Annotated in this window: 16 protein-coding genes; 6 read left to right on the top strand and 10 right to left on the bottom strand. The window is 39.3% G+C overall.

Annotated features, from left to right (window positions below; all coding sequences use genetic code 11):
* Positions 1-4 precede the first annotated feature (4 nt).
* From phhA to pspA, 6 genes are all read right to left on the bottom strand, one after another.
* Positions 5-817 carry a phenylalanine 4-monooxygenase gene (gene phhA, locus H4J61_RS10565; protein ID WP_182185015.1) on the bottom strand — a complete coding sequence of 271 codons (813 nt, stop codon included), beginning with the start codon at positions 815-817 and terminating at the stop codon, positions 5-7.
* Between the two features lie 218 nt (positions 818-1,035).
* Complete coding sequence (locus H4J61_RS10560; RefSeq protein ID WP_182185014.1) at positions 1,036-2,046, bottom strand: YcjF family protein; 1,011 nt, start codon at positions 2,044-2,046, stop codon at positions 1,036-1,038.
* Positions 2,043-3,473: a YcjX family protein gene (locus H4J61_RS10555; protein ID WP_182185013.1), complete on the bottom strand. Its 1,431-nt coding sequence runs from the start codon at positions 3,471-3,473 to the stop codon at positions 2,043-2,045. Before H4J61_RS10555 ends, H4J61_RS10560 begins: the two co-directional genes overlap by 4 nt.
* 164 nt (positions 3,474-3,637) lie before the next feature.
* On the bottom strand, positions 3,638-4,126 hold the full coding sequence (gene pspC / locus H4J61_RS10550; protein WP_182137034.1) for an envelope stress response membrane protein PspC: 489 nt from the start codon (positions 4,124-4,126) through the stop codon (positions 3,638-3,640).
* Positions 4,126-4,350: an envelope stress response membrane protein PspB gene (gene pspB / locus H4J61_RS10545; protein WP_404842451.1), complete on the bottom strand. Its 225-nt coding sequence runs from the start codon at positions 4,348-4,350 to the stop codon at positions 4,126-4,128. Before pspB ends, pspC begins: the two co-directional genes overlap by 1 nt.
* 46 nt (positions 4,351-4,396) lie before the next feature.
* A complete protein-coding gene (gene pspA / locus H4J61_RS10540; protein WP_182136980.1) occupies positions 4,397-5,074 on the bottom strand; it encodes a phage shock protein PspA in 678 nt (225 codons plus the stop codon).
* 191 nt (positions 5,075-5,265) lie between these two features.
* Here pspA and pspF point away from each other — a divergent pair, with 191 nt between their 5' ends.
* Genes pspF through H4J61_RS10510 form a run of 6 tightly spaced genes read left to right on the top strand, consistent with a single transcriptional unit; the run spans position 5,266 to position 11,673 of the window.
* Positions 5,266-6,360 (top strand): phage shock protein operon transcriptional activator, encoded by a 1,095-nt coding sequence (pspF, locus tag H4J61_RS10535; RefSeq protein ID WP_182185012.1) that lies wholly within the window; start codon positions 5,266-5,268, stop codon positions 6,358-6,360.
* A 9-nt stretch (positions 6,361-6,369) separates the two neighbouring features.
* Entirely contained in the window at positions 6,370-7,986 is a 1,617-nt protein-coding gene (locus tag H4J61_RS10530) for an ABC transporter substrate-binding protein (protein WP_182185011.1), read from the top strand.
* A gap of 1 nt (position 7,987) precedes the next feature.
* Positions 7,988-9,016: an ABC transporter permease subunit gene (locus H4J61_RS10525; RefSeq protein ID WP_182136983.1), complete on the top strand. Its 1,029-nt coding sequence runs from the start codon at positions 7,988-7,990 to the stop codon at positions 9,014-9,016.
* A complete protein-coding gene (locus H4J61_RS10520; protein ID WP_182185010.1) occupies positions 9,006-9,899 on the top strand; it encodes an ABC transporter permease subunit in 894 nt (297 codons plus the stop codon). The genes H4J61_RS10525 and H4J61_RS10520 overlap by 11 nt, the downstream gene beginning before the upstream one ends.
* A complete protein-coding gene (locus H4J61_RS10515) occupies positions 9,899-10,891 on the top strand; it encodes an oligopeptide/dipeptide ABC transporter ATP-binding protein (RefSeq protein WP_182136985.1) in 993 nt (330 codons plus the stop codon). Before H4J61_RS10520 ends, H4J61_RS10515 begins: the two co-directional genes overlap by 1 nt.
* Positions 10,888-11,673, top strand: coding sequence for an ATP-binding cassette domain-containing protein (locus H4J61_RS10510; RefSeq protein ID WP_182185009.1), 786 nt, complete (start codon positions 10,888-10,890; stop codon positions 11,671-11,673). Before H4J61_RS10515 ends, H4J61_RS10510 begins: the two co-directional genes overlap by 4 nt.
* 326 nt (positions 11,674-11,999) lie before the next feature.
* Here H4J61_RS10510 and H4J61_RS10505 read toward each other — a convergent pair whose 3' ends face one another.
* The 4 genes from H4J61_RS10505 to H4J61_RS10490 all read right to left on the bottom strand — a co-directional run bounded on the left by H4J61_RS10505 (position 12,000) and on the right by H4J61_RS10490 (position 17,291).
* Positions 12,000-13,907 (bottom strand): SurA N-terminal domain-containing protein, encoded by a 1,908-nt coding sequence (locus H4J61_RS10505; RefSeq protein ID WP_182185008.1) that lies wholly within the window; start codon positions 13,905-13,907, stop codon positions 12,000-12,002.
* A gap of 334 nt (positions 13,908-14,241) precedes the next feature.
* Positions 14,242-14,751 carry a cytochrome c-type biogenesis protein gene (locus tag H4J61_RS10500; RefSeq protein WP_182185007.1) on the bottom strand — a complete coding sequence of 170 codons (510 nt, stop codon included), beginning with the start codon at positions 14,749-14,751 and terminating at the stop codon, positions 14,242-14,244.
* Positions 14,751-15,302: a DsbE family thiol:disulfide interchange protein gene (locus H4J61_RS10495; RefSeq protein WP_182185006.1), complete on the bottom strand. Its 552-nt coding sequence runs from the start codon at positions 15,300-15,302 to the stop codon at positions 14,751-14,753. Before H4J61_RS10495 ends, H4J61_RS10500 begins: the two co-directional genes overlap by 1 nt.
* Positions 15,303-15,305: 3 nt before the next feature.
* Positions 15,306-17,291 (bottom strand): heme lyase CcmF/NrfE family subunit, encoded by a 1,986-nt coding sequence (locus tag H4J61_RS10490; RefSeq protein WP_182185005.1) that lies wholly within the window; start codon positions 17,289-17,291, stop codon positions 15,306-15,308.
* Positions 17,292-17,422 lie beyond the last annotated feature (131 nt).

Below are 17,422 nucleotides of genomic sequence, written 5' to 3'. Positions count from 1 at the left end.
TCCTTTAACTTACTTTTGAAGTTGTTTTTAATTCAAATTTAGCTGGATGTAGACCTATTGCTTTCGCTTGTTCTACCAACACCATAATATCTTCTACGCTTAATTTTCGTACCTCATCAAGATCACTAACTTTGGTGAGCATAAAATAAACCGGTTGCAAAATATCAATGCGATATTGTGTTCGTAAAACATCTAAAACATCGAGTGGTTTTCTTTCAACATTTTTATCATGTAATGCATATTCTGTTTCAGTTGGAGAAGACAAAATACCACCACCGTATACACGTAAACCTTTAGGAGTATCAAGTAAGCCAAACTCTACGGTAAACCAATAAAGCCGAGCTAAAAATACACGGTCTTCCTTCGAAGCATTTAAACCCATCATGCCATAAGCTTGGGTATAATTAGCAAACGACGGATTAGTCAGTAAGGCACAGTGACCGTATATTTCATGAAATATATCGGGCTCTTGTAAATAGTCAAACTCTTCTTCGGAGCGAATGAAGGTCGCAACAGGAAATTTCTTTTCTGACAGTAAGCGGAAAAACTCACCAAAACCAAGCAGTGCTGGCACGGGTTCACAGCTCCAACCCGTTTCTGCCCTTAATACCTGGCTAACTTCTTCTAGTTGAGGAATACGATCAAGTGGCAGATTTAACTTACTTAAGCCGGCGATAAATTCATCACATGCGGTATTTTGTACTGTTGAGAGTTGTCGCGTAATTAACGCTTGCCAAATTTTGTTTTCGGCTGCTGACCATGCAATGTTGCCATGTTCATCTGCAACCTTAGAAACGTACTTACTCGCCTTTGCCATTCGTTTAACCTTATTGAGTGAATATCAATTTTATTATTTTTTGTTAATTTTATTTTGATATTTAAAACTACTTTAGTTGTCATAATCATAAGGCAACACCAATAGAAAAAGCACGACTTTCAAAGTGGCTATTTTTTCACCAGAACAATAAAGCTGTAAAACTTATGTTACATCTAAATATACAGTTAAAGAAATTATATTTATTTTCAGTAGCTTGGCTAACTTCTCTTCACCAGTGATTGCACTTGGCTGACAATCTGTTGACGAATATGCCCAAGCTTTGGCGCATCATCGGTAAAGGGAATAGGGCGACATAAGTGCATGGCTTTGAGCCCCAATCGGGCGGTTAACATACCTGCGCCTAGGCCTTGTGCCATACGCGCTGATAATTTTCCTAACAGCTCTGCGCCCAACAGATCTGCACCTAAATCAGCCACTAATTCACTTGCGCCGGCATAAGCCATGTTAATAATCACTTGTTTAATGAGTTTGACTCGGCTCCAGTAACTTAGTTTTAAACCATATAAAGCAGCTATTTTATTAACCAAACGTAAATTTCGCCATAACATTAGTAACATATCAATAATGGCAATCGGACTTAGGGCCACTAAAACAACTGACTCTGAGGAAAATTTTGCAATTTCTTTCAATGCTTTTTGATCCACTTGAGATAAAACGTTGCGAGCATATAACTGCATTATTTCCACATCGTTGTACTCTTCAAGGTTTAACTGCTGCCATGAACTGTGATCAAATTCAGCTAAGTCAACCGGTAAACGTTGAGATATTTTATTACAAAGGCTGGTGGCATCGATTTGGCCTTCTTCATTGATAATATCTTGTGCTTGTTGTTTAAGATTTTGCTGATATTTAAACTGCCTAAGCCCAGCAAATTCGCGCCACACACTACGGCCACAAATAAGTGATAAACCGGCCAGTAAAATAGCATACAAACTGGCGATTATCGGCGATTGACTAAAGCCATTAACAAAAAACTGTACCGCTTCAACTCCTACTAAAGTAACAAAAACTACCCCTAGTGTACGCCAAAGCCAGCTTGGTTTTTTGCTGGCAATAACGCTATTATCGTCAACCGTTTCTACTTGCTCATCACAAACCCAATCCTGCTCATTAACAATAATTTGCTGGGTGTTTTCTGTTATTGGCTTGTCGGCAACACCAACATCAAATAATATTTGTTGTTGATGTTTTTCTTTATTTTCGGTCATTTTAATTTATCTCCAAGCAAAAACTGCAACATTTGATCCATGCGAAGATGCGGTAAACATTCGTCACTACTAGCCGGTTCAATCGGCGAAAAAGCGATATAGTTAAAGGCTTGCTTTTGCCAATAATCAAGCGTTGGAATACTCGCCGGCACCGCACCCGGAAATAAGGTGATCATTTGGCCATTACTTAATTGACGACCTTTAATAACCGGAATATGTTGCCCTTGGTACAGGCTTTTGCCTACTTTGGTTGCTTTGACCGAGGCAATAGCGATTGTTTTCATTTTAATGGCATCAAAACTCAGCGCTTGCTTAGTTTGAAAAACCAGTTTGTTGAGCAAGGAAACTAGATTACCGTGTTGTTCAGGTGTGACATGGTCGGCCTTAGTGGCGGCAAAAAGTAATCGATCAATTTTAGGCGAAAATAAACGCGACAGTAAACTCGATTGCCCATATTGAAAGCTTTCCATGATCATTGCCATGGCATGTTGTAAATCTGCAAAACTTTCTGGGCCTTTATTTAATGGCGTTAAACAGTCAGCAAGCACAATTTGTCGATCAAAATTAATAAAGTGCTCTTTATAAAAACGCCGCACTACACGCTCTTTATATTCAATAAATCGTGCACGCAACATGCCGATATAACAGTCGTCTTTAGCATTTTTATAGTCATTACTGTCAATATCGTCAAATCCGCTATAAGGAAAAAACTGCAGTATTGGCGCATCTTTTAACTCACCGGGTAGAATAAAACGTCCTGGTTGAATAACAGACAAGCCAAGTTGATGACGAAAGAGTAACAGTAGGTCGGTATATTCTTGTGATAGTTGCGCTAAAACAACTTCGTCAACACTGGCAAAGGCATCAAACTCAGCCAGTTTATCGAGAAAGCCCTGTGCATGTTCACTTCTTGGTGCCTGCTTAAGGAGTTCTATGGTCTGTTTCGACCATTGCTCAAATGTTAACGACAACATAGGTAAGTCAAGCAGCCACTCGCCTGGATAGTCGGTAATATCAATATAGAGCGTTGCCGACTCCGTTGCATACTTTAATAACGAGTCTTTCGGCTGATAACGCACCGCTAAGCGTAACTCGCTAATACCGTTGGTAGGTTTTGGCCATTTTGGTGGCGACTGACACAAGGCTGATAGCGCCCCGTCATATTCAAACCTTGAAATATGAAGATGCTTTTGTGGCACGCGTTTAGCGGCAATGTAACGACCTTGATGGACTACATTAAAAAAGCTGAGCTGCGAATTATTACCTTCGTTGAGTAACTGATTCACTAAAGAGGTAATAAAAGCGGTTTTACCACTGCGGCTAAGTCCGGTTACAGCCAATGTGATATGTTGATCGATAGAACGATTAACGATATCGCTAGCTTTTTGTTTTAACTTGTTTAACTGAGCTTTATTAATAAATGCCATACTTGAATGCTATCTTTTTATTTTCAATACGTTGAAGGGAGAATACTTGTCTTAACAATACTATCACTGCCTTAGATATTAGCGACTTTTACATTGAGATAACAGTGCCACAACGGCTTTATCATTAAGTTACCACTATAAAAAAAGCGGCCTAGCCGCTTTTTTTATAGTTGATTAATTTCTCGTGACACCGTAAATTCTGGTGAGGTGACATAGCGTTCAATCACTTGTAGTTCCAACTCTAATGTCTTGAACTTGCGCCTAATATCTTGAAATGCTTGTTTAGGCGGCTCACCTGCTTGCCAGATTCGCGATTTCACTTTAATCGACTCATTGGTAATGTCTTCATCAAACCCTTGTTGTTCTGGCGCTTGCTGCTTAGACTGCTGCTGACCAGCCTGACCATGGCCAAAATGACCTCTTTGGGCGTTACGGTTAACATGGCCTACATTGGCGGGTTTTTTATCTAATATAAACCAAGCGGCAATATAGATAACAATAAACCAACCCATGCCTAACAACACACCAGAAACCACGAGTATACGCACCAACCATGATTCCCAGCCAAAGTAATCGGCAATACCTGCACAGACACCGGCTAACTTTCCTTGGCTAGTATTTCGATATAACTCACCTCGGGATTTGCCGTTCATCATTTGTTTCTCCACTCGGGTGTTTCAACATCTAAAATAGCTTCTAAGGTTTTTATTCTGTCAGCCATTTTATCGGCGAGTTCAGACAACTCAGTCAGTTGAATATACTCTTCTTCACTGAAACCCTGGCTAATTTGGCGTTTACTACGATAATGCAATATCAACCAAATAGGCGCTACGACGACCATGAATATAATTACTGGGGCGATGATAATCTCCTCCACGATTTTTCTCCTTTAATTGCACCTAATTAAGGCATATATTCTTAATCTATGATGATTTATTTTTAGTCTCTGATTTCATTTTAGCTTTTAATTGCGCTAATTCATCATCAACTTTTTCATCTGAAGCCAACTCTGAAATTTCATCAGCCAATGACTTGCTGCCCATATCGTAAGATTCGACTTGTGCTTCTATACCATCAATTTTACGCTCGTAGCGGTCAAAGCGGCTGAGCGCATCATTAACCTTATCGCTGTCAATATTCTGTTTCACTTTTAAGCGTGAGTTTGCTGTTTTTTCGCGCATAATAATCGCTTTTTGACGCGACTTAGCATCGGCTAATTTGTCTTGCAACTGTGAAATTTCACTTTGCAATTTAGCAATATGGCTATCTACGCGGCTTAACTCTTCACGCAAAGCACCAGCGCTTTCAACACATTTTTTCTTTTCCATTAATGCTGCACGCGCTAAATCTTCGCGATCTTTACTTAATGCTAGCTCAGCTTTTTCTTGCCATTGTGATGCATCCGCTTCAAAGCGACTAGCTTGGCGTGCTAATTCTTTTTTATCTGCTAAGGTTTTTGCTGATGAAGAGCGCACTTCAACTAGCGTGTCTTCCATTTCCTGTATGATTAAACGCACCATTTTTGCAGGGTCTTCTGCTTTATCTAATAAGTTGTTAATATTAGAATTAATGATATCTGTAAACCTTGAAAAAATACCCATATTTACTTCCTCGTTCAAAAAATGACTTTAATTGTCTTAGGTTTTACTATTCACGTTCTGCGCCAAGTTTTTATAACACTATAATATATTGATTAATAATGCTTTATTATTATTTAAAAAAAGACTTTTCTCTAAGCGGTTAATAAAATACACTATTTGTTAGTGAAAAAAACCAATTATTAGGTCAGTTCATGACACGTTTTAAACAACAAGATAATCTCATTGGCCAATCTAACAATTTTTTAGAGGTGCTTGAGCAAATTTCACAGATAGCACCTTTAAGTAAGCCTGTGCTGATCATCGGTGAACGCGGCACAGGTAAAGAGCTAGTTGCGGCCCGTTTACATTATTTATCTAAACGATGGGATCAAAATTATCTCAAACTTAATTGTGCGGCGTTGAATGAAAATTTATTAGAAAGTGAATTATTTGGTTATGACAGTGGTGCCTTTACTGGCGCCAGTAAACGTCATGAAGGTCGTTTTGAACGCGCAGACAACGGCACTTTGTTTTTAGACGAAATCGCCAATACGACTGGCTTAATCCAGGAAAAATTATTACGTGTTGTAGAATATGGCGAATTTGAACGTGTTGGTGGCTCAAGAACCATTAAAACTAATGCTAGATTAATCGCAGCAACTAACGAAGACTTACCGTCAATGGCTGCAGCAGGCGAATTTCGTGCAGACTTGCTTGATAGGTTGGCCTTTGACGTGATCACCCTGCCGCCTTTACGCGAACGTTTAGACGATATATTGGTATTAGCTGAGCACTTTGCTATTAACATGGCGCGCGAACTTGAATTTGAGCTTTTTAGTGGTTTTACCGCAAAAGCAAAACGTGCTTTACTTGAATATCATTGGCCGGGTAATATTCGAGAATTAAAAAATGTAGTAGAACGCAGTGTTTATCGCTGTAATAATCCACACTTACCTGTGCATGAATTAGTCATAGATCCATTTGAGTCACCTTATCGCCCTTCTAAACGTATGAAAACTCAAGATCGCATCATAGCGACACCTGTTGCACAAACCAGTGAAACCACGACAGCAACGCCGGTTAAAGTAGAACAAAAAATTCAGCCAAGCACGCAAGCGTTACAATTCCCGCTGTCATTAAAAGATTTATCACAAAACTATGAAGTCGACTTGATCAAGTCGGCATTGGCGCATTGCCAATATAGTCAAAAGAAAACCGCTGACGCCTTAGAATTAACCTATCATCAGTTAAGAGGCTACTTAAAAAAATATAATCTACTCGATTCAAGTAGTGCAGACGAAGAATAAAGACTAGCTATGGCTTACTCTAAACTTACATACTATTACCGTTTTGCACTATTGATATTGGTGTTATCAGGCTGTGACTCAAACGAAGCACTTTCGTTAAGTAAAAAAAGCATTATCTATTGTAGTGAAGGCCCTCCCGAAAGCTTCAACCCCCAAACAGTGTCATCTGGGACGACAATAGATGCCACGTCACATCAGTTATATAACCGTTTGATTGAGTTTAGCCCTATCGATAATGCGATTATACCTGCTATTGCTAAATCTTGGCATGTGACACGTGATGGCAAAATGATCACTTTTTATCTTCGCAAAGATATTCAATTTCATCAAACTAGCTATTTTATGCCAACAAGGGCGCTTAATGCTGACGATGTACTATTTAGTTTCAATCGCATGTTGGATATCAACCACGAATATCACCCGATTTCAGGTGGCAAATATCCATTTTTTCAAAATGCTCAATTAGCCAGTTTGATTGATAACATTGAAAAAATTAATGACCATACCATTCGCTTTCGACTTGCACATGCTGACAGTTCATTTCTCGCCAACATTGGCGGTGATTCAGCCGTTATTTTATCAAAAGAATACGCCGACGAATTAGTCGAACTTAACGCTATGCCAGAAATAGATATGCTCCCCATTGGCACGGGGCCCTTTAAGTTTAAACAGTATAGTTCAGGGGCTTTTATTCGTTATGAACCTCATTCAGATTATTGGCGAGGTAAGTCAGAGCTTAAACAACTCGTTTTTGATATAACCCCTAGAGATACGGCTCGCTTAACTAAGTTATTAGCCGGTGAATGTGATGTAATTGCCTACCCTATTGCACATGAAAAAATTAAACAACACCCCAATCTCATTTTAGAATCAGTGATATCTTTCAATGTGGGTTATTTGGGTTTCAATACCCGCAAACCACCCTTTAACAATCCTTTAGTACGCAAAGCGTTATCCTACGCTATTAATAAGCAAGCAATTCTAGAGGCGGTTTATACCGGCCAAGCAGAAATTGCTAACGGCATTATTCCAAACTCTTCTTGGGCTTATGATGCAACGATAACAAGCCCAGACTATTCAATAGCTACTGCACAAGAATTATTAACGCAAGCGGGTTATAGCAATGGCTTTTCTATGGATTTATGGGCAATGCCTGTGCAGAGATCCTACAACCCAGATGCCATTACGATGGCAAAACTTATTCAGGCTGATTTACAAAAAATAGGGGTAGAGGTTAATATAGTGTCTGGTTATGAATGGTCAACTTTTTTACGAAAGGTTTCTGAAGGTGAGCATCAAAGTGTGCTATTGGGTTGGTCAGCTGACAACCCAGATCCCGATAACTTTTTTTCGTCATTGCTCAGCTGCTCTTCAGCAAATAATGGCAGCAATCGCACCTTTTGGTGTAATAAAAAATTCGATCAGCTTATCCAAAAGGCGCTAAAAACAAATAACATTAATAAACGAAAAGCCTATTATTCAAAGGCGTTAAAATTGATCAATGAAGAAGTACCTTTAATTCCCATTGCCCATTCAAAAAGATATCAAGCACGGGATAATAGTGTAAAAGGCACTGTATTACGCGCCATCGGTGGGGTTGATTTTAACGGAGTTACAAAAAACTAATATGCTAATTTTTACTCTGCGTCGTTTTAGTTTATTCTTTTTTACCTTGTTGTTATTAACAATGTTGTCATTTAGTTTGAGTTTTTTATTTCCTGGTGAGCAACTCATTAACCTAACGGGCCAAATAAGTGCTTCACCAGAGCAGCTAGCGATTTTAGCTGATGAATATCAACAGCAATCGGGTTTACTGGGGCAATATGTCAGTTATTTGAAACACCTATTTCAAGGCGACATGGGTTATTCAATGACCAGCCACCTACCGATTTCAACCGAAGTACTTAACCGTTTACCTGCAACGGTCGAGTTGGCCAGCGTTGCTTTGTTAGTGGCAATGTTTGTTGGTATTCCCGTTGGCTTTTGTGCCGCGATTTACCACCGAAAAGCGGCTGACAATTTAATATTGACCATTGCAATGATTGGCTACTCAATCCCAGTTTTCTGGTTAGGCATACTTGCTATATTGGTGTTTTCTATCCAATTAGGTTGGTTTCCTTCTTCCGGACAAATAAGTCTTTTGTTCGAAATTAAACATATTACCGGTTTACAGTTAATTGATATTTTACTCAGCGACAGTCCGTATAAATGGCAAGCTTTTCAAGATGCCACTCGACACCTTATCTTACCGGTTATTGTCGTGGCATTAGCACCCGCCACCATCTTTATGCGCTTAGCCCGCTCAGCTATGCTGGAAGTTTTAGACACGCATTACATTAAAGCGGCAAAAGCAAAAGGCTTAACCTTTAGTCAAATTATTTATCGTCATGCTATGCGTAATGCTATTATTAAAGTTATCAGAGATATAGGCTTACAATTTGCTAATCTGATTACTATAGCCATGGTGACAGAGGTTATTTTTAGTTGGCCAGGCATTGGCAGCTGGTTAATCGAAAGTATATATCAGCGTGACTATACCGCTATTCAAGGCGGACTTATTGTGCTTTCAAGCTTTATATTCATTGTTCACATTATTATAGATTTAGTCTATGCAGCGCTTAACCCTTTAGCTCGGGAGCCTCGTCATGGCACGTGATAAAATATACTTAGAAGAAGAGTTCCCAACACCACTGGTGCAGTTGTGGCATAACTTCAAACAACCTCCTGTTGTTATGATTGGATTTTGCTGTTTCTTATTTTTAATTGCGCTGGCAGTATTAGCCAATATCATTACGCCGTATTCCTCGGTGGAAAACCATTTAGATCACTTATTATTACCCCCGGCATGGAGTGATGATGGCGATGTCAGCTTTTTGCTTGGTACAGACAACCTAGGTAGAGATATGTTGTCGCGGTTAATTCAAGGTACCTCATTAACTTTTGGCTTAAGTATTATTGTGGTTATTGCCTCTTTAGCCGTTGGTGTTGTTATCGGTTCACTATCCGCCTTAACAACCGGGATTAAATCTAGCTTTCTTAACCATTTTCTCGATGTTATTTTATCTATTCCTTCCTTACTTTTAGCCATTATCATTGTTGCCATACTCGGTCCTGGTTTAGAGAACACCTTGTGGGCCATCATTATGGTGTTAATACCGCAATTTGTGCATGTAACCCGCAATGCTGTTAAGGAAGAGTTTGCCAAAGACTACGTACTGGCATCGCGTCTTGATGGCGCTAGTTCGATTAGAATTTTACGTTATTCTATTTTCCCCAATATTATCGAAAAATTAATTAGCCAAGCAACACTTGCTCAATCAGCTGCTATTCTCGACATTGCAGCACTAGGCTTTCTTGGTTTAGGTGCACCGATTCCTATGCCAGAATGGGGAGCCATGCTAGCTAATGGCATTGAGTTATTTTACATTGCTCCTTGGACCGTTTATCTACCCGGCTTAGCTATTTTATTTTCAGTTATCGCGACAAACTTGGTTGGTGAAGGCATGCGCCATGCCCTAAAAGTGCGCAAGGAAAACTAATGAACTTAATTGATATTCGCAATCTTTCGATAAAACTGCAGACTTCAACAAAGCCAATATTTGCTGTTGATCGAGTAAACCTGACCATGAAAGAAGGTGAGGTTCGCGGTTTAGTCGGTGAATCTGGCTCTGGAAAATCGCTATTAGCACAAGCGATTGTCGGTGTGTTAGATGAGAAGTGGGCAGTTGATGCTGACCGTTTTCATTGGCGCGGCAACGACTTAATGCGGTTATCTGCAGAAGAAAGAAAAGCGATTATATCAAAAGACGTCGCCATGATTTTTCAAGAACCTATGGCATGTTTAGATCCAACCACTACCATTGGCGAACAATTAGAAGAAGCCGTAGATGTTGAGCAACTAACGGGTTATTTTTGGCAAAAAAGACAACAGCGTAAATTGGCTGCTATTAACTTATTGCATAAAGTGGGTATCAAGCAGCATGAGGTCTGTGTGAAGAGTTTTCCTCATCAACTAACAGATGCGTTATGCCAACGAGTAATGATTGCAATGGCTTTAGCACGTCGCCCTATGCTTCTTATTGCTGATGAACCTACTGCCGCAATGGAAAGTACCAATCAAGGCCAGATATTTCGTTTGTTAGCGAGTCTGAATCAGCTAAAAAATATGTCAATATTATTAATAAGTCATGATTTAGAAAATGTTACCCATTGGACCAACACTATTACCGTGATGTATAGTGGCCAATTTGTTGAAGCAGGCACCACAGAGCAAATTTTTAACCAACCTTATCATCCCTACACGCGCGCCTTGGTCGACAGTAGCCCAAAAGCTAACCGAATGATCCCAAATAAATCTCGACTAATGACATTGCCTGGTAGTATTCCTACTTTGCAACATTTACCGATAGGCTGCCGATTAGGCCCAAGGTGCCCGCGAGCACAACAAAAATGCGTGCACGCGCCAAAAATTAAAAATTTTCATAGCCATCAAGTCAGTTGTCATTTTCCACTGAAGGATAACTATTCGTGAGTGATGTTTTATTACAAGTCAGTAACCTGAGTAAAACCTATAAAGATAAAAATTATTGGTTTAATCGTAAATGCGTCACGGCCCTTGAGCCTTTATCTTTTGATATTATGGCGCATAAAACGCTCGCTATTGTAGGCGAAACCGGCTCTGGAAAGTCTACGGTTGCCAAACTACTGGTAGGCGCTGAGTTGCCAAGCACTGGCCACATTCGTTTAAATGGCCAAAGCTTAGAACCTGGTAACTTTAAGCAACGTTGCCAACATGTGAGAATGATTTTTCAAGACTCAGGCACCACCTTAAATCCTAGCCTGACGATAGAACAATTATTAGATGAACCACTGCAACTCAACACCAAGCTAAATGAAACTGAGCGCCATCAGTTGATCCGAGAAACCTTGCAAAAAGTTGGTTTATTAGCTGAGCATATGAGCTTTTACCCTCATATGTTTTCAGGGGGTCAAAAGCAACGTATTTCATTAGCACGGGCGATAATATTAAAACCACAAGTGATCATTCTCGACGAGGCTTTAGCATCACTCGACCCGTCTTTACGTTCACAAATGATCAATCTACTGCTCGATTTACAACAGCAAATGGGGCTGGCATTTATATTAATCTCTCATAACCTTGGCATTGTCAGACACTTTAGTGATGAGATGATGGTACTAAGCAAAGGTGAAGTTTTGGAGTTTGGTAAAACTGCTGATATTTTGCAAAAACCGAAACACAAGTACACTAAAAGGTTGATAATGAGCCAACGTTTTCAACTGCTGCATCGTTAGCGTTAATGGCCAATTACTTGGTCTTAATGATTATAAGCAAGGCAAACAAGTTATCTGTTATAGCAAACTGATCATTTTATGTTTCAAATGAGCTAGCTACACCTACCTAATAAACCACTTCTTTTTACACAATAACATCGTTTAGTTATAGAACAATTAACCAGATAATTTTTTCAGTGTTTATACTATCTGATGTTATACCAGTGTCATTAAATTATTACCCATTTGTGCGGGTTAACCAATAAAACTTACACCCTAAGAAGCAAAAAAACCAGCCTATTGGCTGGTTTTTATTTAACGCTTTATTAGCTCAAAGATATATTGAGTTAGTATTGTGTCGTCGGTGCTTGCACTTGTTTGCGTACAATCTCTGCGCCAACTTTCAGCGATTCAACGTAACTTAAATAAGCCGCTTGTGCCAATTGCTGAGTTAACTGCTGCGACAAGTTCGGTGAGTTAACCGCTGTACCTTCGTTAACTGCTTGCACTTCAAGTAATGCTAAATTGCCATTACTAAGATTGACTGTCGTTGCCGATACCACGTTTTCACTTGGACGAGGTAATTTGAAGGCTTCACGTGCCAAGCTTGCATCTAAGCCGCTACCCACACGTGCAACTGCGGCTTTAACTTCCATGGAAGCGCCAATTTCAGCTAATTGCTCAGTGATATCGCTTCCAGATTTGAATGCGACCAGCAATTCATCCGCAACGGTTTGAGCTTTTTCAGACGCTTTTTTCGCAAGCAAAATATTTTCAATTTGTGCGCTAACTTCAGCAAGAGGTTTAACACTCGCTGCTTGGTATTCATTTAAACGCATGACAATGGCTAAGCTATCGCTAACGTCAACAATGTCAGAGTTTAGTTGTTCATACACCACGATATCAGAAAAAGCCACATCAACAACATTACTGACATCAAAAGGTGTGTTATTAACACCACGCGTTAACCAGTCAGATGTTTTTATAGTGGCATTAATTGCGCCTGCAGCGTCGTATAAACTGTCAGGAAACTCGAAACTTAAACGCGCTACTTCTTGTTGAAGCTCAAAAAACTTGTCTTGCGCTTTTTCATTTTTAACTTTTGAGACAATATTGTCACGTACTTCAGCTAAGCTTTGCACTTTCTCAGCCTTATAATCAGTTAATTTAATGATGTGAAAACCAAAGTCAGTTTTAACCACATCACTAACACTGCCTATACCAGACAAAGCAAATACTGCATCATCAAATGCGGTGTCCATTACGCCAGCATCAATCCAATCTAGATCGCCGCCATTTTCGCCACTAAAAGTATCGGCTGAATGCTCTTTTGCTAATTCAGCAAAGTCTTCACCGGCATTTATTTTAGTAAGTAAGGCTTCTGTTTTGACTTTAGCTTTCGCTTCGTCATCACCAAATTCAATGAGAATGTGGGCAACGCGACGTTGTTCTTCGTCGCGGTATTGACTAATATTGTTCTTATAATAATCATCAACATCGGCATCGGTTAATGTCACTGTGTTGGCGATAGTGTCAACATCAAGTGTGATGTAGTTAACTTTTACTTGCTCTTGGTTTTCAAAACGCGATTTGTTGGCAAGATAATAGTCATTAACTTCTTCATCGCTTAACTCGATACTCGCTTTAAATTGTTCCGCATTAATCGTAGCAAAACGAATGTCACGCTGTTGATTTTGTAAAGCAGTAAACATATTTTCTTGGTACGGTAAGCTAAATTCGCTTGCTACCAATGCTTGAGTTAATTGACGACGGGTCATTTCAGTGCGCAGATAGTCACGAAAATCAGCTGATTGATAAAAACCCGCTTGATTAATCATCGCTAAGTAACGATTGTTGTCAAAAACACCGTCAATTTGAAATTCTGCCATATTTTGAATGGTACTTTTAATTCGCTGATCTGCTACACGAATGGCAAGCGCCTCTGAGTTTTGATCGATAAGTTTTTGGTTAATTAAATTATCAACCACACCGTTACGAAAATTACTCATGTAACTAGGATCAGCTGATAATGTTTCAAACATTTCACCAAACTGCTGCGCCATACGGTTACGTTGTGCTTGATAAGCTTTATTAAACTCATCTTGTGATATTTTATCACCATTAACATCAGCCACTGAAGTGTCAACTGAGTTGCTGTAACTACCAATGCCGGCAACAGCGAAGGTTAAAATAATAAAACCAAGAATAATCTTAGCCGTTAATCCTTGAGAGCTTTCTCGAATATTTTCTAACATCTTTATCTCTTTACACGAGGGTATTGTACTTTTCGGGCGATTTTAACTGCGACATTACTTTACCGCTATTATACGTTGTAATTATTGAGTAGCTGGTTAATTTATCAAAGTGTCAATTCACTTTAACAGCAAACTAATCAGGCTATTTCACTAACTTACACGCTTTAAAATCGCAATATGAACGGGCATGTTAGCCCAATAATAATAAAAATGAAACCCTTTTACTCTAGCGATGAAATAACGGTTAAATAACCATCATCCAAGCATAAAAAACACTAATATCATCAAGTTTAGCTTTAGATGTTTTTTTATGGCTTTAATGAATTTAATGGATTTACGGCTTATTGAGAATATCATCCAAGTTAGCTTGCTCTTGTGTTGATAAATCATGTTCATTTACCTTAACTTGACTACGTTTTCGTAAAACAAATATCACACCGATAATAAAACCGAAAAGAATAATCAATGGAGCAAACCATAGAATATAAGTTTTTTCTTTCAATGGCGGTCGATATAAAACAAAATCGCCATATCGGTAGACCATAAAGTCAATAACTTCTTGATCACTCATACCTTCTTGCAGCAGGTTATAGAGGTTATTTCTTAAATCTACAGCAATTTTAGAGTTCGAATCGGCTAAATTTTGATTTTGACACTTAGGACACCGTAACTCTTTGGATAATACTTGAAAGCGTAATTGGGTTGCTTCATCTTTAAATTCAAAAGTGTCTACTGGGCTAGCATTTACACTAGTTACCCAAACAACAATCAGCAGCATGCTGCTAATAAACAAGCGAATAACATGCTGTAATATTAAGATTTTATTGTCTATTCTGTTTTGCATTAAGACGCTCCTGCTGCCATTTCTGCTTCAAGAGTTTCAATTAACGGCAGAAACTCTTTTTGCCATACCTGATCGTTAATCGGACCTGCAAAACGCTTACGAATGATACCTGTGTGATCAATAACAAAAGTTTCAGGCGCACCAAATACACCAATATCTAGACCAAGTGCACCCTGTTCATCAAAAATTGAGAATACATAAGGGTCTTGATATTGTTTTAACCAACTTAAAGCGGCCTTGTGATCGTCAGTAAAATTAAGGCCATAGAGCTTAATACGCGGATCACGAGCAATATTAAGCAAGTATGGATGCTCATATTTGCATTGTATACACCAAGTCGCCCAAACATTAAGTAACACGATATCGCCTTGTAGATCATCTCGACCTACCCGTTGTTCAATCGATTTTAATGTTGGCAATTCAAAGTTTGGCAATGGCTTGCCTATCATGGCTGATGGCATCGACTGCGGATTAAGAAATAAACCTCGATATAATAATACCGCCAATAAAAAAAATAGAATTAATGGGATAAAACGAATAATACTTTTCACTAATTATGCCTCTTGTAAAACAGCGGGTTTAGTTTGGCTAAGCTTTTGTTCTGTGACCAACACACGCTTACGATAGCGTTTACTTAATATCGCTAAGAAACCACCTATTGCCATACAAAAACCACCTAACCATATCCAGATAATAAAAGGTTTATAATATAAGCGCATTGACCAGGAGTTTTGCTCTAGCGGATCACCTAAAGCGACGTAAATATCACGCCATAAGTTGGTATGAATGGCGGCCTCGGTCATCCCGGTACGTTGTACTTTATAAGTACGTAGCTCAGGCTTTAATAAGGTAACAAATTCACCGTCCAGTGAGACCTTAAGTTGCCCTTGAATTGCGCTATAATTTGGTCCTAAAACATCTTTAGTGCCGGCAAACTCTATCATGTAACCTGATAAATTAGCACTTTCCCCTGGCGCCATCTTTATGTTCATTTCTTTTTCATAGGTCGACACCATAGTCACACCAATAACCGTAATTGCAATGCCGGCATGGGCAAGCGCCATACCAATATGATTAAGTGGCACAGCTGAAAATTTCAAGCTACCGTCGGCCTGCTTAGCATTGATAAATACATCTTTTAAAACAGCTAAGACAATCCAACAACCTAAAGTCATGCCAATGAATGCGCTTAGGGTAAATTCACCCGCATAGATAAACGGCCAAGCAGCACCAAAGAAGACACTAAAAATTGAAGTTTTATTTAAATGTTTAGCTAGTTCACCTTTACGCGCTTTTTTCCAGCGAGTAAGCGGCCCAACACCCATAAATAGAAATAGAGCGATCATCATAGGAACAAACACAGCATTAAAATAGGGTGCACCTACTGATATTTTTCCCAAGCCCATAGCATCGATGATTAGCGGGTAAAGTGTGCCTAATAAAATAGTCACTGTCGCCGTGACCAATATTGACATGGCAATTAAAATAGCGTTTTCACGTGAATAAAACGTAAAGCGGCTTGGGCTGCTAACATTTGCAGCTCTAAAGGCATAAAGCGTTAACGAGCCGCCAACGGCTATCGCTAATAATACCAGTAAGTAAATGCCGCGCTCTGGATCTACTGCAAATGAATGTACTGAAGTAATAACACCTGAGCGGACTAAAAAGGCTCCTAATAAAACCAAAGAAAAAGTAAAAATAGCCAGTAATAATGTCCAATGCTTAAAAGTGTTACGTTGTTCTGTTACTGCTAACGCATGAATCAGCGCAGTACCAGCAAGCCACGGCAAAAATGAAGCATTTTCAACAGGATCCCAAAACCACCAACCGCCCCAGCCAAGTTCATAATATGCCCACCAACTACCTAACGCGATGCCTACCGATAAAAATGACCAAGCGGCAACTGTCCATGGGCGAGACCAACGTGCCCATGCGGCATCCATTTTTCCAGCCATAAGCGCGGCAATAGCAAAAGCAAAAGCAACTGAAAAGCCAACATACCCCATATATAACATTGGTGGGTGAATGATTAAGCCAATATCTTGTAATAATGGATTTAAATCAAGACCTTCAAGCGGAAAGTTTGGTAATAAACGCTCAAACGGGTTAGAGGTTAATAGCGTAAATAAAATAAAGCCAACCGCAATCATGCCCATTACCGCTAAAACACGCGCGACAAACTCTTTTTCTAATTGCTTACTAAAAACACTCACCGCGAAGGTCCAACACGTTAAGGCAAAAACCCAAAGTAGCATAGAGCCTTCGTGTCCGCCCCAGATCGCACTGATTTTGAAATAATAAGGTAATAAACTATTAGAGTGACCGGCAATATATTTGACTGAAAAGTCATCTACCGTAAAGCTATAGCCTAATAAAAAAATACTGATTGCTACAAAGAAGAAAAGACCAAAACTCAATGGTTTGGCACTATTGATTAATTGATGATTGTTCTGCGCTACGCCAATCAGCGGCACTACGCTTAAACATAATGCAAACGCTAACCCGATAATGAGTGCGAAGTGCCCGAGCTCTGGGATCATGATAATTCCTGTAAATTAATGTTAAAACATTATTGGGACTAAGTTTAGCTGATTTTAACTAGTCAAGACTAGCGCCAAATCAGATCTTCTCAGCTTAAATATCACCCTAAATGTTACCAGAGGTAAGTTTT

It is taken from the genome of Colwellia sp. MB3u-4, from assembly GCF_014077065.1.
Lineage (GTDB): Bacteria > Pseudomonadota > Gammaproteobacteria > Enterobacterales > Alteromonadaceae > Cognaticolwellia.
This window is presented reverse-complemented; position numbering and strand designations above follow the sequence as displayed.

Excerpts from the sequence above, each read along its gene's own strand:
- phhA (WP_182185015.1), bottom strand. The coding sequence starts at position 817 with ATGGCAAAGGCGAGTAAGTACGTTTCTAAGGTTGCAGATGAACATGGC.
- H4J61_RS10520 (WP_182185010.1), top strand. The coding sequence starts at position 9,006 with ATGGCACGTGATAAAATATACTTAGAAGAAGAGTTCCCAACACCACTG.
- pspC (WP_182137034.1), bottom strand. The coding sequence starts at position 4,126 with ATGAACGGCAAATCCCGAGGTGAGTTATATCGAAATACTAGCCAAGGA.
- H4J61_RS10560 (WP_182185014.1), bottom strand. The coding sequence starts at position 2,046 with ATGACCGAAAATAAAGAAAAACATCAACAACAAATATTATTTGATGTT.
- pspA (WP_182136980.1), bottom strand. The coding sequence starts at position 5,074 with ATGGGTATTTTTTCAAGGTTTACAGATATCATTAATTCTAATATTAAC.
- H4J61_RS10525 (WP_182136983.1), top strand. The coding sequence starts at position 7,988 with ATGCTAATTTTTACTCTGCGTCGTTTTAGTTTATTCTTTTTTACCTTG.
- H4J61_RS10555 (WP_182185013.1), bottom strand. The coding sequence starts at position 3,473 with ATGGCATTTATTAATAAAGCTCAGTTAAACAAGTTAAAACAAAAAGCT.
- H4J61_RS10500 (WP_182185007.1), bottom strand. The coding sequence starts at position 14,751 with ATGCAAAACAGAATAGACAATAAAATCTTAATATTACAGCATGTTATT.
- pspF (WP_182185012.1), top strand. The coding sequence starts at position 5,266 with ATGACACGTTTTAAACAACAAGATAATCTCATTGGCCAATCTAACAAT.
- H4J61_RS10505 (WP_182185008.1), bottom strand. The coding sequence starts at position 13,907 with ATGTTAGAAAATATTCGAGAAAGCTCTCAAGGATTAACGGCTAAGATT.
- H4J61_RS10515 (WP_182136985.1), top strand. The coding sequence starts at position 9,899 with ATGAACTTAATTGATATTCGCAATCTTTCGATAAAACTGCAGACTTCA.
- H4J61_RS10490 (WP_182185005.1), bottom strand. The coding sequence starts at position 17,291 with ATGATCCCAGAGCTCGGGCACTTCGCACTCATTATCGGGTTAGCGTTT.
- H4J61_RS10530 (WP_182185011.1), top strand. The coding sequence starts at position 6,370 with ATGGCTTACTCTAAACTTACATACTATTACCGTTTTGCACTATTGATA.